The sequence below is a fragment of the Desulfoluna spongiiphila genome (assembly GCF_900101345.1).
Lineage (GTDB): Bacteria > Desulfobacterota > Desulfobacteria > Desulfobacterales > Desulfolunaceae > Desulfoluna > Desulfoluna spongiiphila.
Map to the genome: position 1 here is coordinate 38347 of NZ_FMUX01000017.1, position 15143 is coordinate 53489.

The 15143-nt window shown below is 59.6% G+C and carries 15 protein-coding genes; 6 read left to right on the forward strand and 9 right to left on the reverse strand.

Translation table 11 applies throughout. The annotated features are described in order from the left end of the window. The first annotated feature begins 19 nt into the window (after positions 1 to 19). Positions 20 to 1036 carry a tRNA dihydrouridine synthase DusB gene (gene dusB / locus BLQ12_RS19395; protein WP_092213178.1) on the forward strand — a complete coding sequence of 339 codons (1017 nt, stop codon included), beginning with the start codon at positions 20 to 22 and terminating at the stop codon, positions 1034 to 1036. A 440-nt stretch (positions 1037 to 1476) separates the two neighbouring features. After that, positions 1477 to 2187, forward strand: coding sequence for a recombinase family protein (locus BLQ12_RS19400; RefSeq protein ID WP_092213179.1), 711 nt, complete (start codon positions 1477 to 1479; stop codon positions 2185 to 2187). A gap of 119 nt (positions 2188 to 2306) precedes the next feature. Here BLQ12_RS19400 and BLQ12_RS19405 read toward each other — a convergent pair whose 3' ends face one another. The 5 genes from BLQ12_RS19405 to hisI all read right to left on the reverse strand — a co-directional run bounded on the left by BLQ12_RS19405 (position 2307) and on the right by hisI (position 5927). Further along, positions 2307 to 2606 carry an HNH endonuclease gene (locus BLQ12_RS19405; RefSeq protein ID WP_092213181.1) on the reverse strand — a complete coding sequence of 100 codons (300 nt, stop codon included), beginning with the start codon at positions 2604 to 2606 and terminating at the stop codon, positions 2307 to 2309. 2 nt (positions 2607 to 2608) lie between these two features. Further along, positions 2609 to 3508 carry a GTPase Era gene (era, locus tag BLQ12_RS19410; RefSeq protein WP_092213183.1) on the reverse strand — a complete coding sequence of 300 codons (900 nt, stop codon included), beginning with the start codon at positions 3506 to 3508 and terminating at the stop codon, positions 2609 to 2611. Between the two features lie 6 nt (positions 3509 to 3514). Next, positions 3515 to 4123 carry a ribosome biogenesis GTP-binding protein YihA/YsxC gene (yihA, locus tag BLQ12_RS19415; RefSeq protein ID WP_092213185.1) on the reverse strand — a complete coding sequence of 203 codons (609 nt, stop codon included), beginning with the start codon at positions 4121 to 4123 and terminating at the stop codon, positions 3515 to 3517. Between the two features lie 245 nt (positions 4124 to 4368). Continuing rightward, the gene (hisG, locus tag BLQ12_RS19420; protein WP_092213187.1) at positions 4369 to 5250 is read right to left on the reverse strand and encodes an ATP phosphoribosyltransferase; all 882 of its coding nucleotides are present in this window, start codon (positions 5248 to 5250) and stop codon (positions 4369 to 4371) included. A gap of 242 nt (positions 5251 to 5492) precedes the next feature. After that, positions 5493 to 5927: a phosphoribosyl-AMP cyclohydrolase gene (gene hisI / locus BLQ12_RS19425; RefSeq protein WP_319016588.1), complete on the reverse strand. Its 435-nt coding sequence runs from the start codon at positions 5925 to 5927 to the stop codon at positions 5493 to 5495. A gap of 9 nt (positions 5928 to 5936) precedes the next feature. Between hisI and BLQ12_RS27535 the strand changes: the two genes are divergently transcribed. Both BLQ12_RS27535 and BLQ12_RS19430 read left to right on the forward strand, forming a co-directional pair. Then, complete coding sequence (locus BLQ12_RS27535) at positions 5937 to 6074, forward strand: hypothetical protein (protein ID WP_175469944.1); 138 nt, start codon at positions 5937 to 5939, stop codon at positions 6072 to 6074. 237 nt (positions 6075 to 6311) lie between these two features. Continuing rightward, a complete protein-coding gene (locus BLQ12_RS19430) occupies positions 6312 to 8777 on the forward strand; it encodes a penicillin-binding protein 1A (RefSeq protein WP_092213191.1) in 2466 nt (821 codons plus the stop codon). Positions 8778 to 8973: 196 nt separating this feature from the next. Here BLQ12_RS19430 and BLQ12_RS19435 read toward each other — a convergent pair whose 3' ends face one another. Next, the gene (locus BLQ12_RS19435; protein WP_092213193.1) at positions 8974 to 9456 is read right to left on the reverse strand and encodes a 2-thiouracil desulfurase family protein; all 483 of its coding nucleotides are present in this window, start codon (positions 9454 to 9456) and stop codon (positions 8974 to 8976) included. 74 nt (positions 9457 to 9530) lie between these two features. Here BLQ12_RS19435 and BLQ12_RS19440 point away from each other — a divergent pair, with 74 nt between their 5' ends. Beyond that, positions 9531 to 10703, forward strand: coding sequence for a cation:proton antiporter (locus BLQ12_RS19440; protein WP_092213195.1), 1173 nt, complete (start codon positions 9531 to 9533; stop codon positions 10701 to 10703). Further along, positions 10700 to 12055 (forward strand): cation:proton antiporter, encoded by a 1356-nt coding sequence (locus BLQ12_RS19445; protein WP_092213197.1) that lies wholly within the window; start codon positions 10700 to 10702, stop codon positions 12053 to 12055. The genes BLQ12_RS19440 and BLQ12_RS19445 overlap by 4 nt, the downstream gene beginning before the upstream one ends. Positions 12056 to 12541: 486 nt before the next feature. On the opposite strand, the gene BLQ12_RS19450 is transcribed toward BLQ12_RS19445, so the two are convergent. The 3 genes from BLQ12_RS19450 to BLQ12_RS19460 form a co-directional block, all read right to left on the reverse strand. Continuing rightward, positions 12542 to 12877: a hypothetical protein gene (locus tag BLQ12_RS19450; RefSeq protein WP_092213199.1), complete on the reverse strand. Its 336-nt coding sequence runs from the start codon at positions 12875 to 12877 to the stop codon at positions 12542 to 12544. Positions 12878 to 12879: 2 nt separating this feature from the next. After that, positions 12880 to 13368: a PTS sugar transporter subunit IIA gene (locus tag BLQ12_RS19455; RefSeq protein WP_092213201.1), complete on the reverse strand. Its 489-nt coding sequence runs from the start codon at positions 13366 to 13368 to the stop codon at positions 12880 to 12882. 153 nt (positions 13369 to 13521) lie between these two features. After that, complete coding sequence (locus tag BLQ12_RS19460) at positions 13522 to 14946, reverse strand: transferase (RefSeq protein WP_092213203.1); 1425 nt, start codon at positions 14944 to 14946, stop codon at positions 13522 to 13524. Positions 14947 to 15143 lie beyond the last annotated feature (197 nt).

Sequence of the window (15143 nt, forward strand, 5' to 3'; positions counted from 1 at the left end):
CGAGCCACAGAGACGAGAGATGAAACGTTTTAGTATTGCAGACATCGAGATGGACAGCCCCACGGTGATGGCTCCCCTTGCAGGGGTCACCAACCTGCCCTTCCGCCTCATGGCAAAGGAGATGGGGGCAGGCCTCGTGGTCTCGGAGATGGTGAGCGCCAACGGCCTCAAGTACGACTCGGACAAAACCTGTCGCCTGATGGAGAGCCGCCCGGAGGAAAAACCCCTGTCCATCCAGCTCTTCGGGTCGGATCCGGCCACCATGGCCGAGGCGGCCAGACAGGTGGAGGCCACCGGGGCGGAGATGATCGACATCAACTGCGGCTGTTCCGTGAAAAAAGTCCTGAAAACCGGCTCGGGCTCGGCCCTCATGGGGGACCCGACCCTGGCACGGGAGATCTTCAGGGCCGTCAAAGGAGCGATCTCCATTCCCCTGACAGTGAAGATGCGGTCCGGCTGGGACGCCTCGGGGGATGACGCCCTGCTCCTGGCCCGGTATGCCGAAGAGGTGGGGGTCGACGCGGTGGCGGTTCACCCGCGCACGGCAAAGCAGGCGTTTCGCGGACACTCGGACTGGTCCGTCATCAAGCGAGTCAAAGACGCCCTGTCCATCCCCGTCATCGGCAACGGCGACATCCTCACCCCGGAAGACGCCCTTCGCATGTTTGAGACAACCGACTGCGACGCGGTGATGATCGGGCGGGCGGCCATCGGCGACCCGGCCCTGTTCAAACGCATCAACGCCCTGTTATCAGGAGAAATCGTAAAGCCGTCGCTGGTTGACCACTTTGCCATGATGGAGCGCTACTTCACCGACAGCCTCGACTACTTTACCGATGAATTCATCGCCTGCAAGACCATGAGAAGCCGCCTGGGGTGGTTCGTCAAGGGCCTTCCGGGCTGCAGCGAATTCAGGCAAAGGGCCGTAACCCTGTCAACCCGTGAGGAAGGGCTCTTTCTCATCCGTTCCTATAAAGAGAAACTCTGCCACGGCGAGATGCATGATAAAGTGATGGCCTCCGGCCTCTTTGAATAGCAACAGCCCCGTTTAACGGGGCTGCCCGCAATAAAACCAGCTCGTCTCCCCTCTGTTTTTTCTAATATGCCTTATGCCGCAGAACACCTCGGCGAATACTCATCACTTCCTAATAATCGCCTAAAAAACGATTCCATTTGACACCATGAGAAATATCTGTTACCAAAAAAAATCCGCATAAAAAGAGAACTGTCGCCCCCACAGGGACGACAAACGTTCCCGGACGACATGCCCATCCCATGGTGAGTTTGCCGATAAAGGAATGATTTATCACAGCAATTTTTATGATGGCGCCACCCCGAGGTCATCCGGATTCCTACACAGGTTGTGAGCCGGACGCCCCCAAAGCGGAAACACACATTTCGCCGGAGCAGATGACGCCGAGCAACATCTTTTGCCATAAGAGTTGCGAACCATCACCAGGCACAGGAGTATTTTTCATGAGCGATTTTCTCCAATCCATTCGCAACCAGTCCAAGGACAAGCGATACCAGCACAACAACCAGTCACGCCGTCCCTATGACAACAGCGGCAACGGCGGCCATTCCAACCACCATAACAACCAGCAGAATCACCACAGCAACCAGCAGCAGCAGCAGTACCAGAACAGCCAGAACAACTACCATCACCACCGCAACAACGACAACCAGAACAACAATTACCACCGCAACAACAACGACAACCGCCGTTACCACCAGCGCCCCCGCAACGACTTTGCACAGAAGGATGAAAACCTCGGCCTCATCAAAGAGCTCCTGGAGACCATGGTGACCCAGCAGGGCCAGGCCATGGAAATCCACGAGCGCAGAGCCATCGAAGAAATTGCAAGCATCATCAGCTCCCTTGCCGGCGCCGAATTCCCCGCCATTGACAAGGTGGTCTCCGGCATTGACGCCGTGGCCCGTGAGTTTGAAGACGAGATGGACCTGGACGACGACGAGGTCATGGCAGAAGGACTCGACCAGGAGGAGCCCCCCGCAGCGGAGCTGTCCAAAGACGAGATCGTCGGCATGATCCACAAAATGCGCGCCCAGGGATCCACTTACAACGAAGTGGCCGCCCACCTGACCGAGCTGGGCCTCCCCACCTTCTCAGGCCGCGGCAAATGGCACGCCCAGACCATTCACCGGCTCTGCCAGCAGGACGCCTAAAGGCCTCCGCCCCCAAACACAAAGGCCGACCCCCTGACGCTTCAGGGAGTCGGCCTTTTTTTTATTTCGCGCACTGTAAATGGGGCTGACGCCGGGCGAACAGCAGCCCCCTTTCGAAGCTATACGCCGCCTTTTTTAACGCCCTCCACCCAGGCGTCCCACTCCATGGGCAAAAGCTGCTTCTTCTTGGTGTTGCACGCCTTGCAGCAGGGCACCACATTGCCCTTGGTGCTTTTGCCGCCCCGGGCCAGGGGCACCACATGGTCCATGGTGAGTTCGGCCGGTTTCACCGGCTCCCCGCACCAGTGGCACACCCCCTTGGCACAGCGACGCTTCCACCACTGGCTCTGGCGCATCTCCCGCGCCTTTCGCCGCTCCTTTTTAATCGCCTCTTCGTCGGCGCCAAAATACCAGTCCATCTCTAAATTCCCAGGCGACGGATGGCTTTGGTGTCTGTGCTCCAGTTCTTCTCCACGCGGACAAAGAGCTTGAGAAAGACCTTTTTTCCCACCATCTCTTCCATGGCTTTTCTCGCCTCTTCGCCGATGGCCTTGAGCTTGGTGCCCTTCTTGCCGATGATGATCCCCTTCTGGGAATCCCGTTCCACATGAATGGTGGCCTCCACGTGCACCAGCTTTTTCTCGCGGGTAAAGGTGTCCACGGTGACCGCGGTGGAGTAGGGGATCTCCTGGCCGGTGAGACGAAAGATCTTCTCACGGACCATCTCCGCCACAAAGAAACGCTCGGGCAGGTCGGTGATGACGTCCTCGGGGTAGAAGGGAGGGCCCTCGGGCATGATCTTTGAAATCTCCGAAAGCAGGGAGTCCACCTGGTCCCCGTGCTTGGCGGAGAGGGGAATGATGGAGTGAAAATCATGGATGCCCCGCCACTTTTCGATATGGGCCAGCACCTCGGGTTTCTTGATGCGATCCACCTTGTTAAGGGCCAGGATCACCGGTCGGTTCACCTTTTTAAGCTGCCCCATCAGGTAGGCGTCGGACTCGTCGTCGGACTCATGGACATCGGTCATGAAGACCACCACGTCCACATCGCCCAGGGCGGTGAGGGCCACGTCCACCATACGCACGTTCAGGGCGCGGTTGGACTTGTGCACCCCGGGGGTGTCCACAAACACCAGCTGCATATCCTCCCGGTGCACCACGCCGAGGATGCGGTGCCGGGTGGTCTGGGGTTTTCGCGAAGTGATGGAGAGTTTTTCCCCCAGCAGCTTGTTCATCAGCGTCGATTTGCCTGCGTTGGGCGCACCCACCAGGGCCACGAAGCCGCTTTTAAATCCGTTAAAGTCGTGTGTGTTTTCCATAGTACCTTACTCCTGGGCCGAAGGGACGGCCGGCGATCCGATTAACTCTGTAATGGCCTGCCAGACCTCTTCGCGGCCGCTCCGCGAAAGGGCGGAAAAAACGATCATCTCGCTGCTCTTCAGCCCCAGTTCTTTGGCGATGCGCGACACATTGCTCTGCCGCTTGTTGTTGGAGAATTTATCCGCCTTGGTCAGCACCACCCGAAAGGGGATGCCGTGGGCCCGGAACCACTCGATAAGGTTGAACTCATCCTCCCGGGGGGACCGCCGGATATCGATGAGAAGCAGCGCCCCTTTAAGGGAGCGACGCTCGGCCAGATAGCGTTCCACCATGGGGCCCCACTCCCGCACCACGCGCTTGGGCGCCTTGGCGTACCCGTAGCCGGGCAGGTCCACAAAGGTGATCTCATCGTTGATGTCAAAAAAGTTCACCAGCTGGGTCCGCCCGGGGGTGGAACTGGTCTTCACCAGGCGCTTGCGGTTCACCAGCACGTTGATCAGGGAGGATTTCCCCACATTGGAGCGCCCGGCAAAGGCGATCTCCGGAAGCCGGAGCTCGGGGTACTGGTCCACCTTCACCGCACTGGTGACAAACTCGGCTGAAAGGATTTTCATGGTCTGTTTCTTTCCCGGCGGCCCCTGCGAAGATGCATCATGCCGCGGCGTCATAAACCGCAGAGCGTCAAGGCGCCACAGTTTGTGGTATACAACGAAAAGCCCGGGCCATACGGCTCCGGGCGTATATGTCAATCAGGTTCGGAGGACGGGAAACGTCTCTTTCTTCCGAATGGTTTCATACCCTTACCACAACCCGAAGGGCTCCTGCCACAAAAAAGACGCCTCCCTCACCGGGAAGATGATTATTTGTTGATCACCTTGTTCAAGGGGTACTCGATAATCCCTTCGGCCCCCTCCTTGAGGAGACAGGGAATCAGGTCCCGCACGGCGCCCGAATCCACCACCGTTTCCACGGACAACCAGTCCGACTGGTACAGGTGGGCCACGGTGGGCGCATGGAGGCTGGGCAGCAAGCCCACCACCTTCTCCACGTTGGCCTTGGAGACGTTCAGCTTGAGCCCCACCAGTTGCCCTGCCACCAGGGCCCCTTTCAGGAGCATGGCCATCTCTTCGATCTTTTCCCGCTTGGCAGGATCCGCCCAGGCGTCTCTGTTGGCAATGAGCTGGGTGTTGGTCTGCATAAGCTCATGGATGACGCGAAGGCCGTGGGCCTTGATGGTGCTCTCCGTCTCCGTGATCTCGACGATGGCATCGGCCAGTCCCGAGACCACCTTGGCTTCGGTGGCCCCCCAGGAAAATTTTACCTTGACGTCGATGCCCCGCTCGGCAAAAAAACGTTTGGTCACCCCCACCAGCTCCGTGGAGACGGTCTTGCCCTGGAGGTCCTCAAGGGTCTTCACCGGGGAGTCGTAGGCCACGGCCACCACCCACCTGGCCGGCTTGGCGCTCACCTTGGAGTAAACCAGGTCCGTCACCACATGAACGTCGGACTGGTACTCACCGATCCAGTCCCGTCCGGTAAGGCCCACGTCCAGGGTGCCGTTTTCCACGTTGATGGCCATCTCCTGGGCCCGGCAGAGGGCGCAGGTGATGGTGTCGTCGTCGATGCCGGGGAAATAGCTTCGCCCGCTCACCGACACGTTCCAACCCGCTTTTTTGAAGAGGGCAAGGGTGGCCTCCTGGAGGCTGCCTTTGGGAAGTCCAAGTTTCAACTGCTCGTTCATACACACTCCATGCATGAAGGCTTCGTCAAACCACCGAAGACTTCGGTCTGTGCCCGGCACGTTGCCCCGAACCCCCTGAAACCCAGAGAGCCCCGGTTCGTCCGGGCGTTTATCACCATGTCAGGCCGCCCCTTTCTATCCCCATAGAGTACAAACAAGCGACCCTGCTTTTCCGTACGGTTTCATCGTCGTTATTCAGTGCATCAGAACAAAAAAAGCCTCCGGCGCTCCTGCCGGAGATATTACTTTTTGTACACCTCATCCGGGTCAAAGAGGGGCTCCCCGGTCACCACGAGGTCCTCTCCGTCCACCTTCCTGAAAAAGCAGCTCTTGTAGCCCAGGTGACAGGCGGCGCCGCCTTTCTGGACCACCTTGAGCAGGACGGTGTCGGCGTCGCAGTCAATGCGGATCTCCTTGACCAGCTGCTCGTTTCCCGAGCTCTCGCCCTTGACCCAGAGCTTGCCCCTGGACCGGCTGAAATAGGTGGCCTTTTTCGTCTCCACCGTCAGTTTAAAGGCCTCTTCGTTCATAAAGGCCACCATGAGCACGTCCCCGCTCTCCCAGTCCTGCACCACGGCCGGGAGAAGTCCGTCAAATTTTGTGTAATCCAGTTCTACCATCACATCTCCTTCACAGGTATCGTTTGCACGCATGGGCCGTAAAAACAGCGCATACATCCATGATTCATGGCTGTTACGCGCATTAAAGGGCCGGACAACGACCCGCTGGCACGCGCCGTCACCGACCGGGCCCCGCCCCGGGCACCCACGGGCTCGTTTTTTATGGGCTCCCCCACGGCCGGGCAGGCATGCTACCTTGCCTAAACGCTGCCTTCGCCCTTGTCAATTGCTTTTTCATTCCCGCCCCTTGCATCGGGGTCCAATCCTTGATAGTTTTTTTCGATTGTACTAAGACATCCGACAACGATCCCATGCCCTCCTCTCCCGTAGAGTCGAGGGGCTGTATCCGGCTGGGGGCATGTCATGAACTCATCGCACCACGGTGCAGCCACGATCTCATGATGCCAAGGCCCCTTATATATAGCTAACGAAGAGATTCTCATGACCGATACCCCCAATCACAGCGACCCGAACGACACCACCGAAAACACACCCGCACCCGTCAAAAAAGGACGGCGCCTCAGGCGCCTTTTTGCCAGAGTGGTGCTCCTGGGATTCTTCGTCGCCCTGGCTGGCGGTATCTCCGTCTACCTTTACTTCAGCGCCGATCTCCCCAAAATCACCCAGTTGAAGGACTACCGCCCCCCCACAGTCACCGTGGTCACCTCCGACGACGGCCGCAAAATCGGGGAGTTCTTCAGGGAACGCCGCATCGTCATCCCCCTTTCCGACATGCCGCCCCAGCTCCTCCAGGCCTTTGTCTCCGCCGAAGACGCGCGCTTTTACAAACACCGGGGCATCGACCTGTTCAGCATCGTCCGGGCCTTCACCAAAAACTTGAAGGCCGGTGCCATCGTCCAGGGGGGGAGCACCATCACCCAGCAGGTCACCAAATCCTTTTTTCTCACCCCCGAACGGAACTACAGGCGAAAAATCAAAGAGGCGATCCTTGCCTATCGCCTGGACAGGAGCTTCTCCAAAAACGAAGTGCTCTACCTCTACCTGAACCAGATCTACCTGGGCCACGGCGCCTACGGGGTAGAGGCCGCCGCCGAAAACTACTTTGGGAAACCCGCCAAAGAGCTGAACCTGGCCGAGTGCGCCATCCTGGCCGGGCTGCCCCAGGCCCCCAGCCGCTACTCCCCGTTCCGGTACAAGGAAAGGGCGAAGCAGCGACAGATCTACGTCCTCAACCGCATGGTGGAGGAGGGCTACATCACCAACATCGAGGCCACCGAAGCCATGGCCACCCCCCTGGACATCAAGCCCAGGCGCAACTGGTACATCGAAAAGGTGCCCTGCTACACCGAATACGTCCGCCGCTATGTTGAAAAAAAATACGGTGCGGACGCCCTCTACGAAGGGGGGCTTAAAATCCAGACCGCCGTCAACATCGAAATGCAGAAAATAGCCCGAAAAGCCGTCACCCAGGGCCTTGAAGCCCTGGACCGACGCCAGGGCTACCGGGGGCCCCTGGGGCACCTGTCACCTGCCGAGGCGGAACAGACCGCCGCCGACCTCGCCCTGGACATGGAGGGGAAAAACATCACCGAGGGCACGATCCTTAAAGGGGTGGTGGAGAAGGTGGACGACAAGAGCGGAGAGGTGCTGGTGCGGTGCGGCAACCGCCGCGGGGTGCTGCCCTTGTCCAAGATGACCTGGGCGAGAAAGCCCGACATCCATAAAGGCTACTGGGAAGTCCGCATCAAAAAACCCAGCGAGGCCCTCACCCAGGGCGACCTCATCCTTGTGAAGATCACCGGCACGTACGAAGGCAAAGGAGAGTGGGGTGCGGCAGGCCCAGGTGCCGACACCCAGGAACTCCTCAGCAAGTCCGAACTCTGGTCCCTGGCCCTGCACCAGGACCCGGCATCGGAAGCGGCCCTTCTCTCCATCGAGGCGGACACCGGCTATGTGAAGGCCATGATCGGCGGACGCGATTTTCAGAACAGCCAGTTCAACCGGGCCATCCAATCCCGGCGTCAGCCCGGCTCCGCCTTCAAGCCCATTGTCTACGCCGCCGCCATCGACAAGGGGTACACCCCGGCCACGGTGATCATCGACTCCCCGGTGGTCTATCTGGACGAAGACCGCGACTTCACCTGGAAACCCAACAACTACGAGCGCACCTTCCACGGGGCCACCCTGCTCCGGGAAGCCCTGACCAAGTCCATGAACATCATCACCATCAAGATCTTGAAAGAGATCGGGGTGAACTACGCCATCGATTACGCCAACCGCCTGGGCATCACCTCCCCCATCAACAAGGACCTCTCCATCGCCCTGGGCTCATCGGGTGTCTCCCTGCTGGAGCTGGTACGGGCCTACTCGGTCTTCACCAACCTGGGCTACCTGGTAGAACCCACCTTTATCACCCGCATCGAGGACCGGGACGGAAACGTCCTCGAAGAGGCCATTCCCATCAAAAACCAGGCCATCGAACCCTCCACCGCCTACCTCATGACGAGCCTGCTTAAAAGCGTGGTGGAAGAAGGCACGGGCCGTCGGGTGCGCAAACTGGGCCGCCCCGCCGCCGGAAAAACCGGCACCACCAACAACCTCTACGACGCCTGGTTCATGGGTTACACCCCCACCTACGTCACCGGGGTCTGGGTGGGCAACGACAAAAAGGCCCCCTTGGGCAAAAGCGAAACCGGCTCCCGGGCCGCCAGCCCCATCTGGCTGAACTTCATGAAAGGGATCCTGGCCAACAGGCCGGTGAAGGTCTTTGAAGTACCCGAAGGCGTGGTCTTTGCCAAAATCGACACCGAAACAGGGCTCCTCCCGGGACCGGACACCAAAAAAACCCTCTTTGAATGCTTCAAAGAGGGCACCGTCCCCACCGAACAGTCACAGACCCTGACCCGGGAGGCGGACCGCGACGAGATTTTCAAGGAAAACCTGTAAGGGCAACAACACAGACAAAAAACGAAGCCTCCGGCCGCAGCGCTTTAACCCTCGTTCCTCGGGTCAAATCACCGCGGCATCTTTCGCAGAAAAAGCTCAGCAGGCCCTGACACACCTTGAATACCGGCTGTTCTAAACCTGTTTGTTAAACTTTTTAAAAGTTTGGCCCCCGGCAGGGCCGCCGGAGGCTTTTTTCTCAGCCCATCACCTCTTCCAGGGTATCGATCTCCGCCTCGCTGAACACCCGGATGCCGTGCTGCTCAAGAAGGGCTGCGGTGACGCCGCGGCCCGGGATGCGGGTGCCTTGAAAGCGGCCGTCGTAGATAAGGTGGCTCCCGCAGGAGGGGCTGCGTTCCTGGAGCAGGGCAAGGCAGATGCCCTTTTCCCGGCAGAAGGCCAGGGCCTTTCGGGCCCCGTCCAGAAAGACATCGGTGAGGTCTTCGCCCTGTTCCGTCGCCACCCGGGCCGTCCCTTCCAGCACGGCCTTGCCGCCTCCCTGTCCGACGATCTCCGCCGGGTCCCGGGGTGTGGGCAGTCCGCCCTCCACCTCGGAGCAGAAGAGGAGGGCCCGGCCATCCCCAAGCCACTTTTTGATCCTTTCGTCCACGGCATCCAGGGGTTTCCCGTTGTACCGTACGTTCTCTCCCGCCAGGCAGGCACTGATCATCACGCGACTCATGTTTACTTTTCCTTCCATCCTTCTATATAATTGCCGAAACAGGACCATGCCATTCACCCTGCACAGGATGAGACATGTCACTATTTATTACCCTTTCCACCGTCCTTTTTCTCGCCCTCATCGGGTACCACCTGGTCTACGGCAGCCCGGGCGGACGCTTCCATCTCTCCGGGGCGGCCTTTCTCCTGGTGGGGTACCTGCTGGGCCCGGACCTGCTTGGGATCCTCGATGAAAAAACCGCCACGGAACTCTACCCGCTGAGCGGCCTGGTCACCGGCTGGGTGGGGCTGATGTACGGCCTGCAGCTCGACCTGCCCTTTATGAAGCGGCTGACCCCGCCCTTTATGCTTGCGGTCTTCCTGGACACCGGCATGACCCTTCTCCTCTTTTTTGCCATGTCCCTGGCCCTTTTCCCCCTCCTGGGGTCGGGCTACAGCCTCTCGTTGGCCCTGGTCACGGCGGCCACGGCAGCCTGCAGCTCCCAGGCCGCCCTTGTCATGGCCAGCCCGGGGCTCAAACCCACCCGGGCCGTCACGGCCCTGATGCGCATCGCAACGGCGGGAAGCCTTTTAAGCCTGGGCGTGTTTGCCGCGGCCTTTTTCTTCAGTGCCCCGAACCCCTCCTCGGACCGGCTCTCCATGACGATCCAGACCGATCTGCCCATGGTTCTTATGAGCACCGCGGTCTTGGTGGTGCTTTACACCCTTTTCTTCTCGGAGCGCCGCTCCAGGGAAGAGCTGATCCTCATCGTCACCGGCATGGTGGTCCTCACCAGCGGCCTGGCGGCCACCCATCACTTTTCCCCCCTGCTGGCCAACGGCATCACCGGATTTTTCCTGGGCAACACCACCCGCTACAGGGACCGTATTCTATCCATGGTGATCATCCTTGAAAAGCCCCTTTACCTGCTCCTGCTCATTTTGCTGGGGGCGCGGGCCATTCCCTTTTCCCAGGGGCTTCTGTTGACGGCGGCCCTTTACCTTCTCCTCCGAACCATGGCAAAGCTCGGCGGAGGCTGCCTTATCTCCCTGTTCCACACCGATGTCACCATGCCGAGGAATGCGGGAACCGGCCTCATGGAACAGGGCGGCCTGGCCCTGGCCCTCTGTTTTGACGCCCAGCACGCCTTTGCCGACCCCATCACCCACAACCTCGTCACCGCCATTCTCCTGGCCACCCTGGCCAGCGATCTCACCGGGCGGCTTACCTGGGGCGAGCTGATCCCCAAAAGGGAAAACATGCCATGACCCCTCATCCCCTGCACCGCGTCGTCCGCAACGCCGCCACCCTTGCCATGGCCGTGGCCCTGTGCGCCTGGTCCATGGAGATCCCCATCGAAAGCAGCTGGCAGGTGGGCGGAAGCATCAACATCACCCTGGCAGCCACCCTGCTCTGCGGCTTTCTCACGGCCGAACTCCTGGCACACATCGGCATCCCGAAGATCACCGGCTACATCCTGGCAGGCGTGGTGGCAGGCCCCCACGTCACCGGGTTTCTCGATGTGGACACCGTGGAAAAACTCCAGCTCATCAACGAAATCGCCCTGAGCTTCATCGCCCTGCACGCCGGGGCCGCCCTGGACCGGGCCCTGCTCTCCGGGCGCAGCCTGGCCCTGGGCCTCAACCTGGCCCTTCAATGCCTGCTGGTGCCCCTCATCGTCTTCGGTGCCATCATGGCCACCGCCCCTCTTTTTGCCTTCACCGCCCAGGTCACCCAGACCCAGCTCCTGGCCCTGGCCCTTTTGTCGGGGATCATCGCCATTGCAAGGTCCCCTTCGTCGGCCATGGCCATCATCACCGAATGCCGTGCCAGGGGCCCCTTTACCGAGACCGCCCTGGGCATCACCGTGGCCATGGACGTGCTTGTGATCATTGTCTTCACCGCCGCCCTGGCCGTCTTGTCTCCCCTTTTGGACGGAAGCCACGCCAAGGGGTGGCACCAGGCCGGAGTCCTCGGCCTTGAGCTCACCGGATCCCTTGCCATCGGGGGCCTGCTGGGGTTGGGCATCCACGCTTTTTACAAACGGGTGGGCAAGGACCACGCCCTGTTTCTGCTGTTCATCGCCTTTACCGTGACCCGCCTCTCCGAGTTGACGGGCCACCAGCTCAGCGCCTTCACCGCCCTTCACGTCAGCCTGGAGCCCCTTCTCATCTGCATCGCCGCAGGATTTGTGGTGCGCAATGCCACCCCCTTCGGTGAAGAACTCGAAGGGGACCTCATGCGTCTCTCCCTGCCCATCTACGTGCTCTTCTTCTCTGTTGCCGGCGCCTCCCTGGACCTCTCCGCCCTGGCCGTCTGCTGGCCCCTGGCCCTGGTCCTTGCCGTCTCCCGTGCCGCAGGCCTTGCCCTTTCCACCCGCCTTGCAGGGCGCATGGCAAACCTCCCCGCACCGGAACGACGCCTCGCCTGGATGGCCCACCTCACCCAGGCCGGGGTGGCCATCGGGCTCACCCAGATCATTGCACGCAAAGACCCGGTCACCGCCGGCTACCTCACCACCCTCACCCTGGCCGTCATCACCATCAACCAGTTCATCGGACCCGTGGCCTTTAAACGCGCCCTGGTGTTGACCGGAGAAGAGGGAAAGGACCGGCGGTAAAGCATGTCTGCCCAACAACATGTCTTCTATGGTTAAAGTCGGATGAATCACAGGGGCAAGAGGGATCAATAAACCAAAAAAATGCCTCCGGCGGCAAGGTGTGCCACCTTGAAAGCGGGTTGCGAATGCGCTTTCCCCTTCGTTCCTCAGGGGAAATCACATTCGCCTTTCAAACAAACGTCGGCCTTGATCATCGTTTGGGTCATCTGCCTATTTGCATCACTCCCCCGAACCCCCTTGTCCCCTGGAGCGCCGCACTCCTGTGCGGCACGGGTAACGACGGACAAAAAAGCCGCACCGGAGTGCGGCGCTCCATTTCGGTCGATTTTCCTCGTTTTTTTGACGGTCGCGGCCCAAACGAAAACCAAGGCCAAAACGTCATTCAAGAATGAGCTATTAAGATCTGTTTGTTAAACCCAACTCATAAAATCGAGCAAAAGTTTAACCCCCGGCAGGGCCGCCGGAGGCATCTTTTTTAAGAGGGGATTAAATCAGGCTGGAGAGGGGACCGCCTTCGGTCATGGGGGTGACGGTATAAAAACCGCGCTCTTCCCGTCCTCCGGAGATGGTGCGGCCGATGAATTTTTTCAGGCGGGTAAGAAGGGCATCGGATTCCACGATGGAGAAGATGGCACGGCTGCGGGTGATCCCACCGCCCGCCATGAGGCGGAAGCCTGCAAACAGGGGGACATGGTGGCTGATAATCTCCAGGGCATCGGTGGCATCCACCACCGTGCTCATGGTGACGCCCAGGTCCATGAAACCGGTGATGAGCTCATCAGCGGTCTCTTCACTCTGCACCACAACCATCATCAGGTACATGGCTACACCTCCCCGCCGTACCAGGCGATCTCCGCATCCTTTTCAAATCGCCGGATGGTCTCCCAGAGGGTTCCGGCATCCGGGGATTGACGCAGGGCCTCGGGAAAGGCCTGCTGCTTGCACAGGCGTGCCGTGCGGGCCAGGATCTGAAGGTGCTCCGACGGGTTGGTGGTGGGAATAATCAGAGCCAGGACCACGTCCACGGGCTGGTCGTCGATGGACTCAAAGTCAACGGGACGGGAGAGGCGCAGGAGAAATAAGGTGGTTTTGGTGCATTGGGCGGAGGTGGTGTGGGGCAGGGCAATGCCCAGGCCGATGCCGGTGGTGAAGCTGTCTTCCCGCTCCCGAAAACCGGAAAGAAGGGCCCCTGAATCCATGGCAAGCCCCGAAGCCGCGGCTTTCTCAGCCAGGAACGCCAGTACGTCGTCCTTGCCGGGCAGGTGAATCCCCACGTAGATATGGTTTACGTCAAGGCACTCTCGTATCTTCATGGCTGCCCCTTTCCCCTAAATTGTGGTGGGAGATGCATGGCTAAAGGATACCCAAGGCGAGGGCTCATTTCAAGGGGAATGGGCCACACCAGCCCCATGGAACAGGCCCCCCGAAACGGGGGGCCTTCACCTCGGGTCCATGGCCCGAACGCATTAGGGTTGTATATCGATGGTGGGGAAGATCCCCTTGTTCTTGCCGGTCAGGTAGGGTTGCAGGGTGTTGTAGGAGATCATGTGCCCGGCCTGGGCGTGCCCCCTCACCTTGCTGACATCCCCGAAATAGGCGCCGTTGGCCTCCAGGATGTGATCGATGCGGTGCTCGAAGCCGTGCACCAGGTCATAGCCGCTCCCGGAAAACGTCAGGTTCCCCAGGGTCACCTCACCGGTGACCTTGGAGAGATCGTCCAGGGAGATGCTGTGGTTTTTCAGGTCCTCCTCGTTACGAACATATCCCCAGACCGCATGGCGCTCCGGAATGGTCAGGGGCTCTTCCACGTCGATGATGGTATGGGGCATCACCATGGAACCGGCACCGATGGAAACGGGCATGCCGGGCTTGCCGTTGATAAAGGAGTTGAACCCGACAAACACGCGCTCGCCCAGGTTGGCGTTGATGATCTTGGCGCCGTGGGCGGTGATGTCGTTTTTCTCCAGCATGGAGTTGATGACGTAGGAGTGCTCCTGGGCGTTGGTGCCCGGTCCCATCCAGGCATTGTCCAGATAGGCCCGCTGAGAGACCAGGACGTTCTCATGGATATGGGTGTCTCCGGCCACATAGGCATAGCGGTTGAGGGCGGACTTGCTGGAGACGGTCACCGGGGTGGTGCTGACGGCAGAGCTGTAGATATCGCTATAGTCATCCTTGCGGTCTTCCATGAAGTCCCAGAGCACCCCTTCGGGTTTCCCCCCGGGGACATTCTTGATATAGCGCGCCAGCACCTCGGGGTCGTAAGTGTACTTGAACTCGAAGGTCTCCCCGTTCATCCAGATGGTGCCGTCGGGAATCTCCTCATGGTACAGGTCCGAGGCGCTCTGGACAAAGGCGAAGGTCCCCACCTTGCAGCCGTGCAGAGAGGTTAAGTCCACGGTGGCAAAAGGAGCGATGTAGCAGCCCTCCACCAGGGCCCCGTGGATGTTGGAATAGAAACTCGCAAGGGTGTTTCGAATCAGGAACTCTTCCGGTGCTTCCGGGTCGTGGGAGTAGTTGTGAATCAGGGTTTTTATGAGGTAGCTGTCCTTGATATGGATCTCCTCATCTTTTTCCACGGGTACCTCCATGCCTTGGAAATGCATGGTGTCCCCTTTGCGCTTGAGCTCGTCCCCGCGCACATCGGTCTTGTAGAGCACGGCGTTGTCGGTGAAACACTTGCCGAGAAAATAGCTGCCCGCCAGGCTGGAGTTTTTGAAATTTACGTGGAGAGGATGATGGCTGGTGACGCCATAAAAGGCGTTGAAGCGAAGCATCTGCTTAAAGGGAACCACATCCTTGGCAAAGGGCTCCGCATCAAAAGAGAAGTTTCTAAGGTTCACGTTGACCCGGGCAACCACCCGGTCAATGAGTTTTTCCAACTGTTTCATGTCTGGTACCTCCTTTTTCTATTGCCGCCACAGGGAAGGGGGGTTTTGCCCCCATGCCGCGCTTAAAAAGCAGCGGCATGGTCGTCCGGGCTTCAAACGGTCCATGGACCGTCCTGTTCGGCAATGACATCTTCGGTGCAGGGGAGCAGACCCGAAACAAACCGGCCCGCTCCCCCCTCGTCTTCTCCTGTACGCCC

Coding starts and splice junctions, on each gene's coding strand:
- dusB (WP_092213178.1), top strand. CDS start 20: ATGAAACGTTTTAGTATTGCAGACATCGAGATGGACAGCCCCACGGTG.
- BLQ12_RS19400 (WP_092213179.1), top strand. CDS start 1,477: ATGAGCGATTTTCTCCAATCCATTCGCAACCAGTCCAAGGACAAGCGA.
- BLQ12_RS19405 (WP_092213181.1), bottom strand. CDS start 2,606: ATGGACTGGTATTTTGGCGCCGACGAAGAGGCGATTAAAAAGGAGCGG.
- era (WP_092213183.1), bottom strand. CDS start 3,508: ATGGAAAACACACACGACTTTAACGGATTTAAAAGCGGCTTCGTGGCC.
- yihA (WP_092213185.1), bottom strand. CDS start 4,123: ATGAAAATCCTTTCAGCCGAGTTTGTCACCAGTGCGGTGAAGGTGGAC.
- hisG (WP_092213187.1), bottom strand. CDS start 5,250: ATGAACGAGCAGTTGAAACTTGGACTTCCCAAAGGCAGCCTCCAGGAG.
- hisI (WP_319016588.1), bottom strand. CDS start 5,927: ATGTATGCGCTGTTTTTACGGCCCATGCGTGCAAACGATACCTGTGAA.
- BLQ12_RS27535 (WP_175469944.1), top strand. CDS start 5,937: ATGGCTGTTACGCGCATTAAAGGGCCGGACAACGACCCGCTGGCACGC.
- BLQ12_RS19430 (WP_092213191.1), top strand. CDS start 6,312: ATGACCGATACCCCCAATCACAGCGACCCGAACGACACCACCGAAAAC.
- BLQ12_RS19435 (WP_092213193.1), bottom strand. CDS start 9,456: ATGAGTCGCGTGATGATCAGTGCCTGCCTGGCGGGAGAGAACGTACGG.
- BLQ12_RS19440 (WP_092213195.1), top strand. CDS start 9,531: ATGTCACTATTTATTACCCTTTCCACCGTCCTTTTTCTCGCCCTCATC.
- BLQ12_RS19445 (WP_092213197.1), top strand. CDS start 10,700: ATGACCCCTCATCCCCTGCACCGCGTCGTCCGCAACGCCGCCACCCTT.
- BLQ12_RS19450 (WP_092213199.1), bottom strand. CDS start 12,877: ATGTACCTGATGATGGTTGTGGTGCAGAGTGAAGAGACCGCTGATGAG.
- BLQ12_RS19455 (WP_092213201.1), bottom strand. CDS start 13,368: ATGAAGATACGAGAGTGCCTTGACGTAAACCATATCTACGTGGGGATT.
- BLQ12_RS19460 (WP_092213203.1), bottom strand. CDS start 14,946: ATGAAACAGTTGGAAAAACTCATTGACCGGGTGGTTGCCCGGGTCAAC.